This window comes from Pseudomonas sp. SWRI51 (assembly GCF_014268825.1).
GTDB classification, from domain to species: domain Bacteria; phylum Pseudomonadota; class Gammaproteobacteria; order Pseudomonadales; family Pseudomonadaceae; genus Aquipseudomonas; species Aquipseudomonas farsensis.
In genome coordinates, this window is sequence record NZ_JABWRG010000062.1 from 1 (window position 1) to 14,791 (window position 14,791).

Genomic DNA, 14,791 nt, shown 5'->3' on the forward strand with positions numbered 1-14,791 from the left:
TCTGGTGGGTGCTCAGATCCTGGGGCTGCTTCGCAGCCCTTTCGCGGCACAAGGCCGCTCCTACACTGACCGCGTATACGGCATCGATATGGGGATGGGCGAGCTCTGTGGGAGCTGGCGACAGCCTGCGATGAGGCCCGGGCAGGCGGGTACAAAACCAGGGGACCCTGCGCTTCTGTCGCATTCATGTGTTTTAGAGACACATATACGGTAGACCGAAAAAGCACTTTTCTGTAAGCTACAGCTTTAGTGTGTCCACTAAAAGCGCGCAGCGAATTGAATTCAGCACATGAAAGCGGGGTGACGTGTCCATACGTCACTCCGCTTTTTTGCAACCTGCGATCGCCCTTTCATGCTTGAACTACGGGAGGTCTTCTTGACAAAGCCAGCCATACTCGCCCTTGCCGACGGCAGTATTTTTCGCGGTGAATCCATCGGTGCCGACGGTCAGACCGTTGGTGAGGTGGTATTCAACACCGCTATGACCGGCTACCAGGAAATCCTTACAGACCCTTCCTACGCCCAGCAAATCGTTACCCTGACCTACCCGCACATCGGCAACACCGGCACCACGCCGGAAGACGCCGAGTCGGACCGCGTCTGGTCTGCCGGCCTGGTCATCCGTGACCTGCCGCTGCTGGCCAGCAACTGGCGTAACACCCAGTCGCTGCCTGACTACCTCAAGGCCAACGGCGTTGTTGCCATCGCTGGTATCGACACCCGTCGCCTGACCCGTATCCTGCGTGAAAAGGGCGCCCAGAACGGCTGCATCCTCGCCGGTGACAACATCAGCGAAGAAGCTGCCATCGCCGCCGCCCGTGGCTTCCCTGGCCTCAAGGGCATGGACCTGGCCAAAGTGGTTTCCACCAAAGAGCGCTACGAGTGGCGTTCCAGCGTGTGGGAGCTGAAAACCGACAGCCACCCGACCCGCGAAGCCGCCGACCTGCCGTACCACGTGGTTGCCTTCGACTTCGGCGTCAAGCTGAACATCCTGCGCATGCTGGTCGCCCGTGGCTGCCGCGTGACCGTGGTGCCTGCCCAGACGCCGGCCAGCGAAGTGCTGGCGCTGAATCCGGACGGCGTGTTCCTGTCCAACGGCCCTGGTGACCCCGAGCCGTGCGACTACGCCATCCAGGCGATCAAAGAGATCCTCGAAACCGAAATCCCGGTGTTCGGCATCTGCCTTGGCCACCAGCTGCTGGCCCTGGCCTCCGGCGCCAAGACCGTGAAGATGGGCCATGGCCACCACGGTGCCAACCACCCGGTCCAGGACCTGGATACCGGCGTTGTGATGATCACCAGCCAGAACCACGGTTTTGCCGTTGACGAAGCCACGCTGCCGGGCAACGTGCGCGCCATCCACAAGTCGCTGTTCGACGGCACCCTGCAGGGTATCGAGCGCACCGACAAGAGCGCGTTCAGCTTCCAGGGCCACCCTGAAGCCAGCCCAGGGCCGACCGATGTCGCGCCACTGTTCGATCGTTTCACCGATGCCATGGCCAAGCGCCGCTGAGCATCTTGCCTCAAGGCCCCGGGCCGGCTGATGCCGCGCCCGGAAGCGCCTGACCCAGATTGTTCAAGACGGCTTGCCGACTGACCCGCGGATTTGAGTGACAACCATGCCAAAACGTACAGACATCAAAAGCATCCTGATTCTCGGCGCTGGCCCGATCGTGATCGGCCAGGCCTGTGAATTCGACTACTCCGGCGCCCAGGCTTGCAAAGCCCTGCGCGAGGAAGGTTTCCGCGTCATCCTGGTGAACTCCAACCCGGCCACCATCATGACCGACCCGGCCATGGCCGACGCCACCTACATCGAGCCGATCAAGTGGCAATCCGTTGCCAAGATCATCGAGAAAGAGCGCCCGGACGCGGTACTGCCGACCATGGGTGGCCAGACCGCCCTGAACTGCGCCCTGGACCTGGAGCGCCACGGCGTTCTGGAGAAGTTCGGCGTAGAGATGATCGGCGCCAACGCCGACACCATCGACAAGGCCGAAGACCGTTCGCGCTTCGACAAGGCGATGAAAGACATCGGCCTTGAGTGCCCGCGCTCCGGCATCGCCCATACCATGGAAGAGGCCTACACGGTCCTCGAGAAGCTTGGCTTCCCATGCATCATCCGCCCGTCCTTCACCATGGGCGGCACCGGTGGCGGCATCGCCTACAACCGTGAAGAATTCGAAGAAATCTGCACCCGTGGCCTGGACCTGTCGCCGACCAAAGAGCTGCTGATCGACGAATCGCTGATCGGCTGGAAGGAATACGAGATGGAGGTGGTCCGCGACAAGAAGGACAACTGCATCATCGTCTGCTCCATCGAGAACTTCGACCCGATGGGCGTGCACACCGGTGACTCGATCACCGTGGCGCCAGCACAGACCCTGACCGACAAGGAATACCAGATCATGCGCAACGCCTCGCTGGCGGTGCTGCGTGAAATCGGTGTCGAAACCGGCGGTTCCAACGTGCAGTTCGGCATCTGCCCAGACACCGGCCGCATGGTCGTGATCGAGATGAACCCACGGGTATCGCGCTCGTCCGCCCTGGCATCGAAAGCCACCGGCTTCCCGATCGCCAAGATCGCTGCCAAGCTGGCTATCGGCTACACCCTCGACGAACTGCAGAACGACATCACCGGCGGCCGTACCCCGGCGTCCTTCGAGCCGTCCATCGACTATGTCGTCACCAAGCTGCCACGTTTCGCCTTCGAGAAATTCCCGAAAGCCGACGCCCGCCTGACCACCCAGATGAAATCTGTGGGTGAAGTCATGGCCATCGGCCGCACCTTCCAGGAATCGCTGCAGAAAGCCCTGCGCGGCCTCGAAGTCGGTGCCTGCGGCCTCGACCCGAAAGTCGACCTGGCCAGCGCCGAAGCTGCCGGCATCCTCAAGCGCGAGCTGACTGTGCCGGGCGCCGAGCGTATCTGGTACGTCGCCGACGCCATGCGTTCGGGCATGACGTGCGAAGAAATCTTTGCCCTGACCGGCATCGACATGTGGTTCCTGGTACAGATGGAAGATCTGATCAAGGAAGAAGAGAAGGTCAAGACCCTGGCCCTGTCGGCTATCGACAAGGACTACATGCTGCGCCTCAAGCGCAAGGGCTTCTCTGACCAGCGCCTGGCTGTGCTGCTCGGTATTACCGACAAGAGCATGCGCCGCCACCGCCACAAGCTCGAAGTGTTCCCGGTGTACAAGCGCGTCGACACCTGCGCCGCCGAGTTCGCCACCGACACCGCCTACCTCTACTCCACCTATGAAGAAGAGTGCGAGGCCAACCCGTCGACCCGCGACAAGATCATGATCCTCGGCGGTGGCCCGAACCGCATCGGCCAAGGTATCGAGTTCGACTATTGCTGCGTGCACGCGGCGCTGGCGCTGCGTGAAGACGGGTACGAGACCATCATGGTCAACTGCAACCCGGAAACCGTATCCACCGACTACGACACCTCCGACCGCCTGTACTTCGAGCCACTGACCCTCGAAGACGTGCTTGAAGTGTGCCGCGTCGAAAAACCAAAAGGCGTGATCGTCCACTACGGCGGCCAGACCCCGCTGAAGCTGGCCCGCGCCCTGGAAGAAGCCGGCGTGCCGATCATCGGTACCAGCCCGGATGCCATCGACCGCGCCGAAGACCGCGAGCGCTTCCAGCAGATGGTTCAGCGCCTGAACCTGCTGCAGCCGCCAAACGCCACCGTGCGCAGCGAAGAAGAAGCCATCCGCGCTGCCGGCACCATCGGCTACCCGCTGGTGGTTCGCCCCTCGTACGTACTGGGCGGCCGCGCCATGGAGATCGTCTACGAACTGGACGAGCTCAAGCGCTACCTGCGTGAAGCGGTTCAGGTGTCCAACGACAGCCCAGTACTGCTCGACCACTTCCTCAACTGCGCCATCGAGATGGACGTGGATGCGGTGTGCGACGGTACTGACGTGGTGATCGGCGCAATCATGCAGCACATCGAGCAGGCCGGCGTTCACTCCGGCGACTCGGCGTGCTCGCTGCCGCCTTACTCGCTGCCAGCCCATGTTCAGGACGAAGTCCGCGAACAGGTCAAGAAAATGGCCCTGGAGCTGGGCGTTGTCGGCCTGATGAACGTGCAGTTGGCCCTGCAGGGCGACAAGATCTACGTGATCGAAGTCAACCCGCGTGCCTCGCGTACCGTGCCGTTCGTGTCCAAGTGCATCGGCACTTCGCTGGCAATGATCGCTGCCCGCGTCATGGCCGGCAAAACCCTGAAAGAAATCGGTTTCACCAAGGAAATCATCCCGAACTTCTACAGCGTCAAGGAAGCCGTCTTCCCGTTCGCCAAGTTCCCAGGGGTTGACCCGATCCTCGGCCCTGAGATGAAATCCACCGGTGAAGTCATGGGCGTCGGCGACAGCTTCGGTGAAGCCTTCGCCAAGGCCCAGATGGGTGCCAGCGAAGTGCTGCCAACCAGCGGCACTGCGTTCATCAGCGTGCGTGACGACGACAAGCCGCAAGTGGCTGGCGTTGCCCGCGACCTGATCAACCTGGGCTTCGAAGTGGTTGCCACTGCCGGCACCGCCAAGGTAATCGAAGCGGCTGGCCTGAAAGTGCGCCGTGTGAACAAGGTGACCGAGGGTCGCCCGCACGTGGTCGACATGATCAAGAACGACGAAGTGTCGCTGATCATCAACACCACCGAAGGCCGCCAGTCGATTGCCGACTCTTACTCGATTCGTCGCAATGCGCTGCAGCACAAGATTTACTGCACCACCACCATTGCGGCCGGTGAAGCCATCTGCGAGGCGCTGAAATTCGGTCCGGAAAAGACCGTTCGCCGCCTTCAGGATCTGCATGCAGGACTCAAAGCATGAGCATTACCAAGTACCCGATGACCGTCCAGGGCGCTCGCGCCCTGGAAGAAGAACATCTGTTCCTGAGCAAGACCGAGCGCCCGCGCCTGAGCCAGGCAATCGGTGAAGCCCGTGAGCTGGGCGACCTCAAGGAAAACGCCGAATACCATGCCGCCCGCGAGGAGCAGGGTATGGTCGAGGCGCGTATCCGCGACATCGAGGGCCGTCTGCAGAACTCGGTGGTGATTGACGTCACCACCATCGCGCACACCGGCAAGGTGATCTTCGGTACTACCGTCGAGCTGGCCAACACCGAAACCGACGAGCGGGTTAAATACCAGATCGTTGGCGAGGACGAAGCCAACATCAAGCAGGGCAAGCTGTCGGCAAGCGCGCCGATCGCCCGTGCCATCATCGGCAAGGAAGAAGGCGACGTCGTCGTCATCAAAACGCCAAGCGGCACGGTCGAGTACGAGATTGTCGAAGTCCAGCACATCTGATCGGCGCCTGCGGGCGCCCTCGCTCGAAGGTATCCTCTGGCAGTTGGCCCAGGTTTTCTGGGTCGGCGGCCTTTGGGTGTTCCATGTCGGGCTGGTGCCCGCGCTCAAGGTCAGTGGGCTTGCGCCATTACTGGTGCATGACGTTGCTGCGCAGATCGACCGTTGGTTGATCGGCGTGGCAATGCTCGGCTTGCTGACGCAGTTGGCGGTATTGGCGAGGGTAGAAGGCCTGGCGGCCTGGTGGCGGCAGTTTCGCGGCCAGATGCTGTTGCTGGGGTTTTCTGCCTGCGTTGCCTATTACACGCTACGCTACGGTATCTCCGTAGGTGAGCGTTGGCAGATGTTCTGTTTTCTGGTGTTGGGCTTCTCTGGCATCGTGCTGGTGGCCCAGCCCGTACCTGTCAGGGCGCGACCCTAGCCGTTGCGGCTATGTCGCGCTCGCGCAGTATTCTGCTGTTACTTGAAGCGGTGGATATTGGACAGCTGCTTGTTCGGCTGTGGGTTCTTGCGGTAGATCAGCGCTTTCTTGCCGATGGTCTGCACCAGCTCCGCACGGCCAACCTTGCACAGCTCGGCGATGGCCGCAGCCCGCTCTTCGCGATCTTCGGAGCGAATCTCGACCTTGATCAGTTCATGATCGGCGAGGGCGCGTTCCAGTTCGGCAGCAACGCCTTCGCTGACGCCGTTGCCAGCAACGATCAGGACCGGCTTCAGGTCATGACCAATGGACTTGTATTGCTTCTTCTGCTCGTTATTGAGCGGCATAATCTGACCCTTTTCGTCTGATTCTGTAAAATTGACGGGCATTTTACCCGAGGGCCTGTGGCTCCGCCCAGTCAAACACGACGCATAAATCGAGGTGCCCCGTGGTACAACGTTCCAAAAGCAGCTCCAACTGGCTGCGCGAGCATTTTAACGACCCTTTCGTGAAGCAGGCGCAGAAGGACGGCTACCGTTCGCGCGCCAGCTACAAACTGCTTGAAATCCAGGAAAAGGACCGCCTGATCCGCCCTGGCATGAGTGTGATCGACCTCGGCGCAGCCCCCGGCGGCTGGTCGCAGGTGACCAGTCGTCTGATTGGTGGCCAGGGCCGTCTGATCGCCTCGGATATTCTGGAAATGGACTCCATTCCGGATGTCACGTTCATCCAGGGCGACTTCACCCAGGACGAAGTGCTGCAGCAGATCCTCGACGCTGTAGGCGATTCGCACGTGGACCTTGTGATTTCCGATATGGCCCCCAATATGAGTGGTACGCCCGAGGTGGACATGCCGCGGGCGATGTTCCTCTGTGAGCTGGCCCTGGATCTGGCAACCCGCGTGCTCAAGCCTGGCGGGGATTTCCTGATCAAGATTTTCCAGGGCGAAGGTTTCGATGTGTACCTGAAGGACGTGCGCAGCAAGTTCGACAAGGTGCAAATGCGCAAGCCATCGTCGTCGCGGGATCGCTCCCGCGAACAGTACCTGTTGGGCAAGGGTTTCAAGGGAGCGTGAAGGCGTTTTGCGCGGTGGGCGATAGTTATTTCCAATCGGCCACCGCGTCAGGATCGTCCGAACTTCGTGTAGTCTCGTTTCACAAAGGGTTACAGACGGTGCCTGCGGCTGCGTAGGTAATGTAGTAAGTTAGGGCGATGTATATCATGCGAGGCACGGCTGCGTGGTGCGCCGGCCTCAGAGGGTAGCGAATTGAACGACATGGCAAAGAATCTGATCCTCTGGTTGATCATCGCTGCCGTCCTTGTGACGGTGATGAACAACTTCTCCAGCCCTAACGAGCCGCAGACCCTCAACTATTCCGACTTCATCCAGCAGGTCAAGGATGGCAAGGTCGAGCGTGTGACCGTCGACGGCTACATCATTACCGGCAAGCGCAGCGACGGCGACAGCTTCAAGACCGTTCGCCCGGCTATCACCGACAACGGCCTGATCGGCGACCTGGTAGACAACCACGTCACCGTCGAAGGCAAGCAGCCTGAGCAGCAGAGCATCTGGACCCAGTTGCTGGTCGCCAGCTTCCCGATTCTGGTCATCATCGCGGTGTTCATGTTCTTCATGCGCCAGATGCAGGGCGGGGCGGGCGGCAAGGGCGGCCCGATGAGCTTCGGCAAGAGCAAGGCGCGCCTGCTGTCCGAGGACCAGGTCAAGACTACCCTGGCTGACGTCGCCGGTTGCGACGAGGCCAAGGAAGAGGTTGGCGAGCTGGTTGAATTCCTGCGCGATCCAGGCAAGTTCCAGCGCCTGGGCGGCCGCATCCCGCGTGGCGTGCTGATGGTAGGCCCGCCAGGTACCGGTAAAACTCTGCTGGCCAAGGCCATCGCCGGTGAAGCCAAGGTGCCGTTCTTCACCATTTCTGGTTCTGACTTCGTCGAAATGTTCGTCGGTGTCGGTGCCAGCCGTGTGCGCGACATGTTCGAGCAGGCCAAGAAACACGCCCCGTGCATCATCTTCATCGATGAAATCGACGCCGTCGGTCGCCACCGTGGCGCCGGCATGGGTGGCGGTCACGACGAACGCGAGCAAACGCTGAACCAGTTGCTGGTCGAAATGGACGGCTTCGAGATGAACGATGGCATCATCGTCATCGCCGCAACCAACCGTCCGGACGTGCTCGACCCTGCGCTGCTGCGCCCGGGCCGCTTCGACCGCCAGGTAGTGGTCGGTTTGCCGGACATCCGTGGCCGCGAGCAGATCCTCAAGGTGCACATGCGCAAGGCGCCGCTTGGCGAGAACGTCAACCCGGCCGTCATCGCCCGCGGTACCCCAGGCTTCTCCGGTGCTGACCTTGCCAACCTGGTCAACGAGGCATCGCTGTTCGCCGCCCGTGCCGGCAAGCGCCTGGTCGAGATGAAAGAGTTCGAACTGGCCAAAGACAAGATCATGATGGGCGCCGAGCGCAAATCCATGGTCATGTCCGAGAAAGAAAAGCAGAACACCGCTTATCACGAAGCCGGTCACGCCATCGTCGGCCGTGTAGTGCCTGAGCACGACCCGGTCTACAAGGTTTCGATCATTCCCCGTGGCCGCGCCCTGGGTGTGACCATGTTCCTGCCCGAAGAAGACCGCTACAGCCTGTCCAAGCGCGCGCTGATTAGCCAGATCTGCTCGCTGTACGGCGGCCGTATCGCCGAAGAAATGACCTTGGGCTTCGATGGCGTCACCACCGGTGCGTCCAACGACATCATGCGTGCCAGCCAGATTGCCCGGAACATGGTCACCAAGTGGGGCCTGTCCGAAAAACTCGGCCCGCTGATGTACGCCGAAGAAGAAGGCGAAGTGTTCCTCGGCCGTAGCGCCGGCGGGCAGAGCACCAGCGTTTCCGGCGAGACCGCCAAACTGATCGACTCCGAGGTGCGCAGCATCATCGACCAGTGCTATGCCACGGCCAAGCAGATCCTCACCGAGAACCGCGACAAGCTCGACGCCATGGCTGAGGCGCTGATGAAGTACGAAACCATCGATGCCGACCAGATCGACGACATCATGGCTGGCCGTACCCCGCGTGAGCCGCGTGACTGGGACAACGATGCCGGTACTTCGTCTGGCAACCAGGCATCTCAGGGTGATCGCCCTGAGTCGCCGATCGGCGGTCCAGCGGCTCAACACTAAGGGTTTCTATGGTTTCCCAGCAGTACCCAACCCGGTTGCCTTGCGGCAACCGGGTTCTTGATTTGTCCCGTACCCATGTCATGGGTATCCTCAATATCACCCCTGACTCGTTCTCCGATGGCGGGCGCTTCAGCCAGCGTGACGAAGCCCTGCGCCATGCCGAGGCGATGGTGCTGGCCGGTGCCACGCTGATCGATGTGGGGGGTGAGTCGACCCGCCCCGGCGCCCGCGCCGTGTCTCCCACCGAAGAGCTTGAGCGTGTGGCGCCCATTGTCGAGGCAATCAACAGCCGCCTCGACGTGGTGATTTCCGTCGATACCTCAACGCCTTCGGTGATGCGCGAGTCAGCGCGCCTGGGGGCCGGCCTGATCAACGACGTGCGCGCCCTGGAGCGCGAGGGTGCTCTCGATGCCGCCGCCGCTACAGGGCTGCCGGTGTGCCTGATGCACATGCGTGGCGAGCCGGGTAACATGCAGGACAATCCGCATTACGATGATGTAACTGCCGATGTCGCGCGCTACCTCGAGCAGCGCATGGCGGCCTGTGCCGCCGTGGGCATCGGCGCTGAGCGCATCATTCTTGATCCAGGTTTTGGCTTTGCCAAGACGGTTGCGCATAACCTGAGCCTGTTCAAACACATGGAAGCGCTCTACCGCCTCGGCTGCCCGCTGCTGGTGGGCGTTTCGCGCAAGAGCATGATCGGCCTCACCCTGCAGCGCCCGGTTGATCAGCGGCTTTATGGCAGCCTTGCCTTGGCAGCCCTGGCCATGACCAAAGGGGCGAGCATCCTGCGTGTCCATGATGTCGCCGAAACGGTCGATGTAGTGCGCATGATTGCAGCGGTGCAGAGCGCCGAATAAGAACATTGGAGTCCCTATGAGCAGAAAATATTTTGGTACCGATGGTATCCGTGGCCGCGTGGGCCAGTTCCCCATCACCCCGGACTTCATGCTGAAACTCGGCTGGGCCGCAGGTATGGCCTTCCGCAAGCAGGGTCACTGCCGCGTGCTGGTTGGCAAGGACACGCGTATTTCTGGCTACATGTTCGAATCGGCGCTTGAGGCTGGCCTGTCCGCTGCCGGTGCCGATGTGATGTTGCTGGGCCCGATGCCGACCCCGGCCATCGCCTACCTCACCCGTACCTTCCATGCCGAAGCCGGCATCGTCATCAGTGCCTCGCACAACCCCCATGACGACAACGGCATCAAGTTTTTCTCGGGCAGTGGTACCAAGCTGCCCGACGAAGTCGAGCTGATGATCGAGGAGCTTCTCGACCAGCCGATGACCGTGGTCGAGTCCGGCAAGCTGGGCAAGGTGTCGCGCATCAACGACGCTGCCGGCCGCTACATCGAGTTCTGCAAGAGCAGCGTGCCCACCAGCACCAGCTTTGCCGGGCTGAAGATCGTCGTCGATTGTGCCCATGGCGCGACCTACAAGGTGGCGCCGAGCGTCTTCCGCGAGCTGGGGGCCGACGTCACGGTGCTGAACGCCGCACCAGATGGCCTGAACATCAACGAAAACTGTGGCTCGACCCATATCGAGTCGCTGCAGGCTGCCGTGCTGGTAGGCCATGCAGACCTTGGCATCGCGTTCGACGGTGATGGCGACCGTGTGCTGATGGTTGACCACACTGGCGCCATTGTCGACGGCGACGAGCTGCTGTATGTAATCGGTCGCGACCTGCATGACCGCGGCAAGCTGCAGGGTGGGGTGGTCGGGACGCTTATGAGCAACCTGGGCCTGGAACTTGCGTTCAAAGAGCTGGATATCCCGTTCGTGCGGGCCAAGGTCGGCGACCGCTACGTCATGGCCGAGCTGATCGAGCGTGAGTGGCTGCTGGGTGGTGAAAACTCAGGGCACGTCGTGTGCTGCAACCACACCACAACCGGTGATGCGATCATCGCCGCGTTGCAGGTGCTGATGGCCCTCAAACGCCGTGGCGAGAACCTCGCGCAGGCCCGTCAAGGGGTGCGCAAGTGCCCGCAAGTGCTGATCAATGTGCGCTTCGAAGCCGGCAAGAGCGACCCGCTGCAGAACCCGCTGGTGGTCGAGGCCAGTGCCAAGGCCACCGAAGCCATGGCCGGGCGCGGGCGCGTGCTGCTGCGCAAATCCGGGACCGAGCCGTTGGTGCGGGTGATGGTCGAAGGCGACGACGAAAGCCAGGTGCGCGGCCATGCCGAAGCCCTGGCTAAACTGGTTGCAGAAGTTTGTGCCTGAAATAGGCTTGCCAGCGCAGATCGGGTTGGGTAAGATCTGCGCCCACTTTGACCGACGAGGTAAAGCATGCGTCGCCCCATGGTAGCTGGTAACTGGAAGATGCACGGTAACCGCGCCAGCGTCGCTGAGCTGACTCAGGGCTTGGGCAAAATGCTCATTCCTAACGGTGTCGAAGTTGCGGTGTTTCCACCGGCCTTGTTCATCAACGAAGTTGTTGATGGGCTCAAAGGTACGGCGGTCATCGTTGGAGCACAGAATTCTGCAGTACAGCCCGAGCAGGGTGCGTTGACCGGCGAAGTTGCGCCGAGTCAGCTGGCTGAAGTGGGCTGCAAGTTGGTATTGATTGGCCACTCCGAGCGTCGCCAGATAGTCGGCGAAAGTAACGAAGTGCTGAATCAAAAGTTTGCAGCCGCTCAGAAAAGTGGTTTGACGCCGGTGCTCTGTGTAGGGGAAACTCTAGCGGAACGCGAAGCGGGCAAGACGCTCGAAGTTGTAGGGCGTCAACTAAGCAGTGTTATCGACGCGTTCGGTATCAAGGCTTTTGCCAATGCAGTAATTGCCTATGAGCCTGTATGGGCCATCGGTACGGGTTTGACGGCCTCGCCACAGCAAGCTCAGGATGTGCATGCAGCCATCCGCAAGCAGTTGGCGGCGCAGGACGCCGAAGTTGCACAGAACGTGCAGCTTCTCTACGGCGGCAGCGTGAAGGCGGCCAATGCGGCCGAACTGTTCGGCATGCCGGATATTGATGGGGGGCTCATTGGTGGAGCTTCCTTGAACGCAGACGAATTCGGTGCAATTTGTCGCGCCGCAGGAAACTGAACAATGCTGGAAACAGTCGTAGTTGTTTTTCATCTGTTGGCGGCATTGGCACTGGTTGTCATGGTGCTGCTGCAACAGGGTAAAGGTGCGGAAGCAGGTGCATCTTTCGGCGCAGGGGCTTCTAATACTGTGTTCGGGAGTCAAGGTTCTGCTACCTTCCTGAGTAAAGTTACTGCTATACTTGCTGCCACTTTCTTTTTGACTGCACTTGGGTTAGGATACTTCGCCAAGCAGCAGGCACACCAGCTCACTCAAGCCGGTTTGCCAGATCCAGCGGTTTTGGAAGTCAAAGAGCAAAAGCCGGCCGTCAATGATGATGTACCGGTGCTCCAGCAGCAGAAGAGCGAAACCACCAACTCTGGTGATGTACCTCCTCCGGCAAAAGAGCAGCAGTAACGGGTTTCAAATGTAGTATTGCCGAGGTGGTGGAATTGGTAGACACGCAACCTTGAGGTGGTTGTGCCCATAGGGTGTAGGGGTTCGAGTCCCCTTCTCGGTACCAATTGAAGCAAGAGAGCCCGCTTTAGCGGGCTTTCTTGTAGGTGGAAGTTGGATTGACCCTGGACAGGGTTCGGTCTTATACTTGCGCCCCAGCTTTGTCGCGGGGTGGAGCAGCTTGGTAGCTCGTCGGGCTCATAACCCGAAGGTCGTTGGTTCAAATCCAGCCCCCGCAACCAGCTTCAGCGGAGCCCCTTTTCAGGGGCTTTTTGCTAGCTAACATTTTTCGGCGCCGTTGTCCGACGGCGCTTTCAGGGATGGGCGCTTCGCCCATTTTTTATTTGCACAGCATGCACGAGGGGGTTCAGGTGTCGAGCAAGCTAGAACAGTTGCAGGCCTTGTTGGCCCCGGTGGTCACGGGGCTGGGCTTTGAATGCTGGGGGATCGAATTCGTCTCCCAGGGCAAGCATTCGGTATTACGTGTCTACATCGACAAGGAAGGCGGCATTCTGGTGGACGACTGCGCTGAAGTCAGCCGCCAGGTCAGCAGCGTTCTCGATGTAGAGGACCCGATCAGCTCCGAATATACCCTTGAGGTTTCCTCTCCTGGCATGGAACGCCCGCTGTTCACCGTTGAACAGTTTGCCTCGCATGCTGGCGAACAGGTGAAGATCAAACTGCGTTCACCCTTCGAGGGTCGTCGTAACTTCCAGGGCCTTCTCCGCGGTGTGGAGGAACAGGACGTGGTGGTCCAGGTGGACGATCAAGAATTCCTGCTGCCGATCGACTCGATCGACAAGGCCAATATTATTCCCAGTTTTGACTGAGACGTGCCGAGCCCGACGGATTTTCCGGGCTCAATGGCTTGCGCAAGGCGAGGCGTACGATGAGCAAAGAAGTACTGCTGGTTGTTGAATCGGTATCCAACGAAAAGGGTGTACCGCCAGGCGTCATTTTCGAAGCGCTGGAAGTAGCCCTGGCTACTGCAACCAAAAAACGTTTTGAAGACGAAGTTGACCTGCGTGTGGAAATCAACCGCCACACCGGTAGCTACGAGACTTTCCGCCGCTGGACCGTGGTCGACGAAAACGACCTGGACGACCCAGCCATCGAAACCTGGCTGGAAAAAGCCCACCAGACTCATCCGGACGCCAAAGTCGGCGACGTGATCGAAGAGAAGATCGAGTCGATCGAATTCGGCCGCATCGCTGCGCAGACCGCCAAGCAGGTCATCGTGCAGAAGGTCCGCGAAGCCGAGCGCGCCCAGGTGGTTGACGCCTACCGCGAACGTGTTGGCGAGATCATCTCCGGTACCGTCAAAAAGGTTACCCGCGACAACGTTATCGTCGACCTGGGCAACAACGCCGAAGCGCTGTTGGCCCGTGAAGACATTATTCCCCGTGAGACCTTCCGGGTTGGCGTGCGTCTGCGCGCGCTGCTCAAGGAAATCCGCACCGAGAACCGTGGTCCTCAGCTGATCCTGTCGCGTACCGCGCCACAGATGCTGATCGAGCTGTTCACCATCGAAGTGCCGGAAATCGCTGAAGGCCTCATTGAAGTCATGGCCGCATCCCGGGATCCGGGTTCGCGTGCCAAGATCGCCGTCCGCTCCAAGGACAAGCGCATCGACCCGCAAGGTGCCTGTATCGGCATGCGTGGTTCGCGCGTCCAAGCCGTATCCGGCGAGCTGGGTGGTGAGCGTGTGGATATCGTCCTTTGGGACGAGAACCCGGCGCAGTTCGTCATCAACGCCATGTCGCCGGCAGAAGTTGCCTCGATCATCGTTGACGAGGACGCCCATGCGATGGATATCGCCGTAGCCGAAGACAACCTGGCCCAGGCCATTGGCCGTGGCGGTCAAAACGTTCGCCTGGCCAGTCAGCTGACTGCCTGGACCCTGAACGTGATGAGCGAAAAGGACATCCAGGCCAAGCAACAGGCTGAAACTGGCGACATCCTGCGTAATTTCATTGATGAACTGGAAGTCGACGAAGAGCTGGCACAAGTCCTGGTCGACGAAGGCTTTACCAGCCTTGAAGAAATTGCCTACGTACCGTTGGAAGAAATGCTCAACATCGATGGCTTTGACGAGGAGATCGTCACTGAGCTCCGCGCTCGGGCCAAGGACCGTTTGTTGACCAAAGCCATCGCTACCGAAGAAAAACTGGCAGACGCCCATCCGGCTGAAGACTTGCTCTCCCTCGAGGGCATGGACAAAGACCTGGCGGCCGAACTGGCGGTGCGCGGCGTGGTTAACCGCGAAGACCTGGCCGAGCAGTCGATCGACGACCTGCTCGACATCGACGGCATCGACGAAGAGCGTGCCGGCAAGTTGATCATGGCCGCCCGAGCCCACTGGTTCGAGTAATTAGGCGCGGCCTGAGGAGAG

General features: G+C 60.4%; 13 protein-coding genes and 2 tRNA genes. 14 read left to right on the plus strand and 1 reads right to left on the minus strand.

Annotated elements, in window-relative coordinates:
* Window positions 1-376: 376 nt before the first annotated feature.
* The 4 genes from carA (at window position 377) to HU720_RS16890 (ending at window position 5,738) form a co-directional block, all read left to right on the plus strand.
* Window positions 377-1,513, plus strand: a complete 1,137-nt coding sequence (gene carA, locus HU720_RS16875) for a glutamine-hydrolyzing carbamoyl-phosphate synthase small subunit (RefSeq protein WP_186521081.1) — start codon at window positions 377-379, stop codon at window positions 1,511-1,513.
* 106 nt (window positions 1,514-1,619) lie between these two features.
* Window positions 1,620-4,841 carry a carbamoyl-phosphate synthase large subunit gene (carB, locus tag HU720_RS16880; protein ID WP_186521082.1) on the plus strand — a complete coding sequence of 1,074 codons (3,222 nt, stop codon included), beginning with the start codon at window positions 1,620-1,622 and terminating at the stop codon, window positions 4,839-4,841.
* On the plus strand, window positions 4,838-5,320 hold the full coding sequence (gene greA / locus HU720_RS16885) for a transcription elongation factor GreA (protein ID WP_186521083.1): 483 nt from the start codon (window positions 4,838-4,840) through the stop codon (window positions 5,318-5,320). The genes carB and greA overlap by 4 nt, the downstream gene beginning before the upstream one ends.
* A complete protein-coding gene (locus HU720_RS16890; protein ID WP_186521084.1) occupies window positions 5,298-5,738 on the plus strand; it encodes an MFS transporter in 441 nt (146 codons plus the stop codon). The genes greA and HU720_RS16890 overlap by 23 nt, the downstream gene beginning before the upstream one ends.
* A 38-nt stretch (window positions 5,739-5,776) precedes the next feature.
* Here HU720_RS16890 and HU720_RS16895 read toward each other — a convergent pair whose 3' ends face one another.
* Window positions 5,777-6,085, minus strand: coding sequence for a YhbY family RNA-binding protein (locus HU720_RS16895; RefSeq protein ID WP_186521085.1), 309 nt, complete (start codon window positions 6,083-6,085; stop codon window positions 5,777-5,779).
* 101 nt (window positions 6,086-6,186) lie between these two features.
* Between HU720_RS16895 and rlmE the strand changes: the two genes are divergently transcribed.
* From rlmE to nusA, 10 genes are all read left to right on the plus strand, one after another.
* Complete coding sequence (gene rlmE, locus HU720_RS16900; RefSeq protein WP_186521086.1) at window positions 6,187-6,813, plus strand: 23S rRNA (uridine(2552)-2'-O)-methyltransferase RlmE; 627 nt, start codon at window positions 6,187-6,189, stop codon at window positions 6,811-6,813.
* A gap of 201 nt (window positions 6,814-7,014) precedes the next feature.
* The gene (ftsH, locus tag HU720_RS16905) at window positions 7,015-8,925 is read left to right on the plus strand and encodes an ATP-dependent zinc metalloprotease FtsH (protein WP_186521087.1); all 1,911 of its coding nucleotides are present in this window, start codon (window positions 7,015-7,017) and stop codon (window positions 8,923-8,925) included.
* An 8-nt stretch (window positions 8,926-8,933) separates the two neighbouring features.
* Entirely contained in the window at window positions 8,934-9,785 is an 852-nt protein-coding gene (gene folP, locus HU720_RS16910; protein WP_186521088.1) for a dihydropteroate synthase, read from the plus strand.
* 16 nt (window positions 9,786-9,801) lie between these two features.
* Window positions 9,802-11,142: a phosphoglucosamine mutase gene (glmM, locus tag HU720_RS16915; protein ID WP_186521089.1), complete on the plus strand. Its 1,341-nt coding sequence runs from the start codon at window positions 9,802-9,804 to the stop codon at window positions 11,140-11,142.
* 66 nt (window positions 11,143-11,208) lie between these two features.
* Window positions 11,209-11,964, plus strand: a complete 756-nt coding sequence (gene tpiA, locus HU720_RS16920; RefSeq protein ID WP_186521090.1) for a triose-phosphate isomerase — start codon at window positions 11,209-11,211, stop codon at window positions 11,962-11,964.
* A gap of 3 nt (window positions 11,965-11,967) precedes the next feature.
* Window positions 11,968-12,360 carry a preprotein translocase subunit SecG gene (gene secG / locus HU720_RS16925; RefSeq protein WP_011532138.1) on the plus strand — a complete coding sequence of 131 codons (393 nt, stop codon included), beginning with the start codon at window positions 11,968-11,970 and terminating at the stop codon, window positions 12,358-12,360.
* 20 nt (window positions 12,361-12,380) lie between these two features.
* A tRNA-Leu gene (locus tag HU720_RS16930) sits at window positions 12,381-12,466 on the plus strand.
* Between the two features lie 98 nt (window positions 12,467-12,564).
* Window positions 12,565-12,641, plus strand: a tRNA-Met gene (locus tag HU720_RS16935).
* A gap of 129 nt (window positions 12,642-12,770) precedes the next feature.
* Window positions 12,771-13,229 carry a ribosome maturation factor RimP gene (gene rimP / locus HU720_RS16940; RefSeq protein WP_186521102.1) on the plus strand — a complete coding sequence of 153 codons (459 nt, stop codon included), beginning with the start codon at window positions 12,771-12,773 and terminating at the stop codon, window positions 13,227-13,229.
* Window positions 13,230-13,288: 59 nt separating this feature from the next.
* Complete coding sequence (gene nusA / locus HU720_RS16945; protein WP_186521091.1) at window positions 13,289-14,770, plus strand: transcription termination factor NusA; 1,482 nt, start codon at window positions 13,289-13,291, stop codon at window positions 14,768-14,770.
* Window positions 14,771-14,791 lie beyond the last annotated feature (21 nt).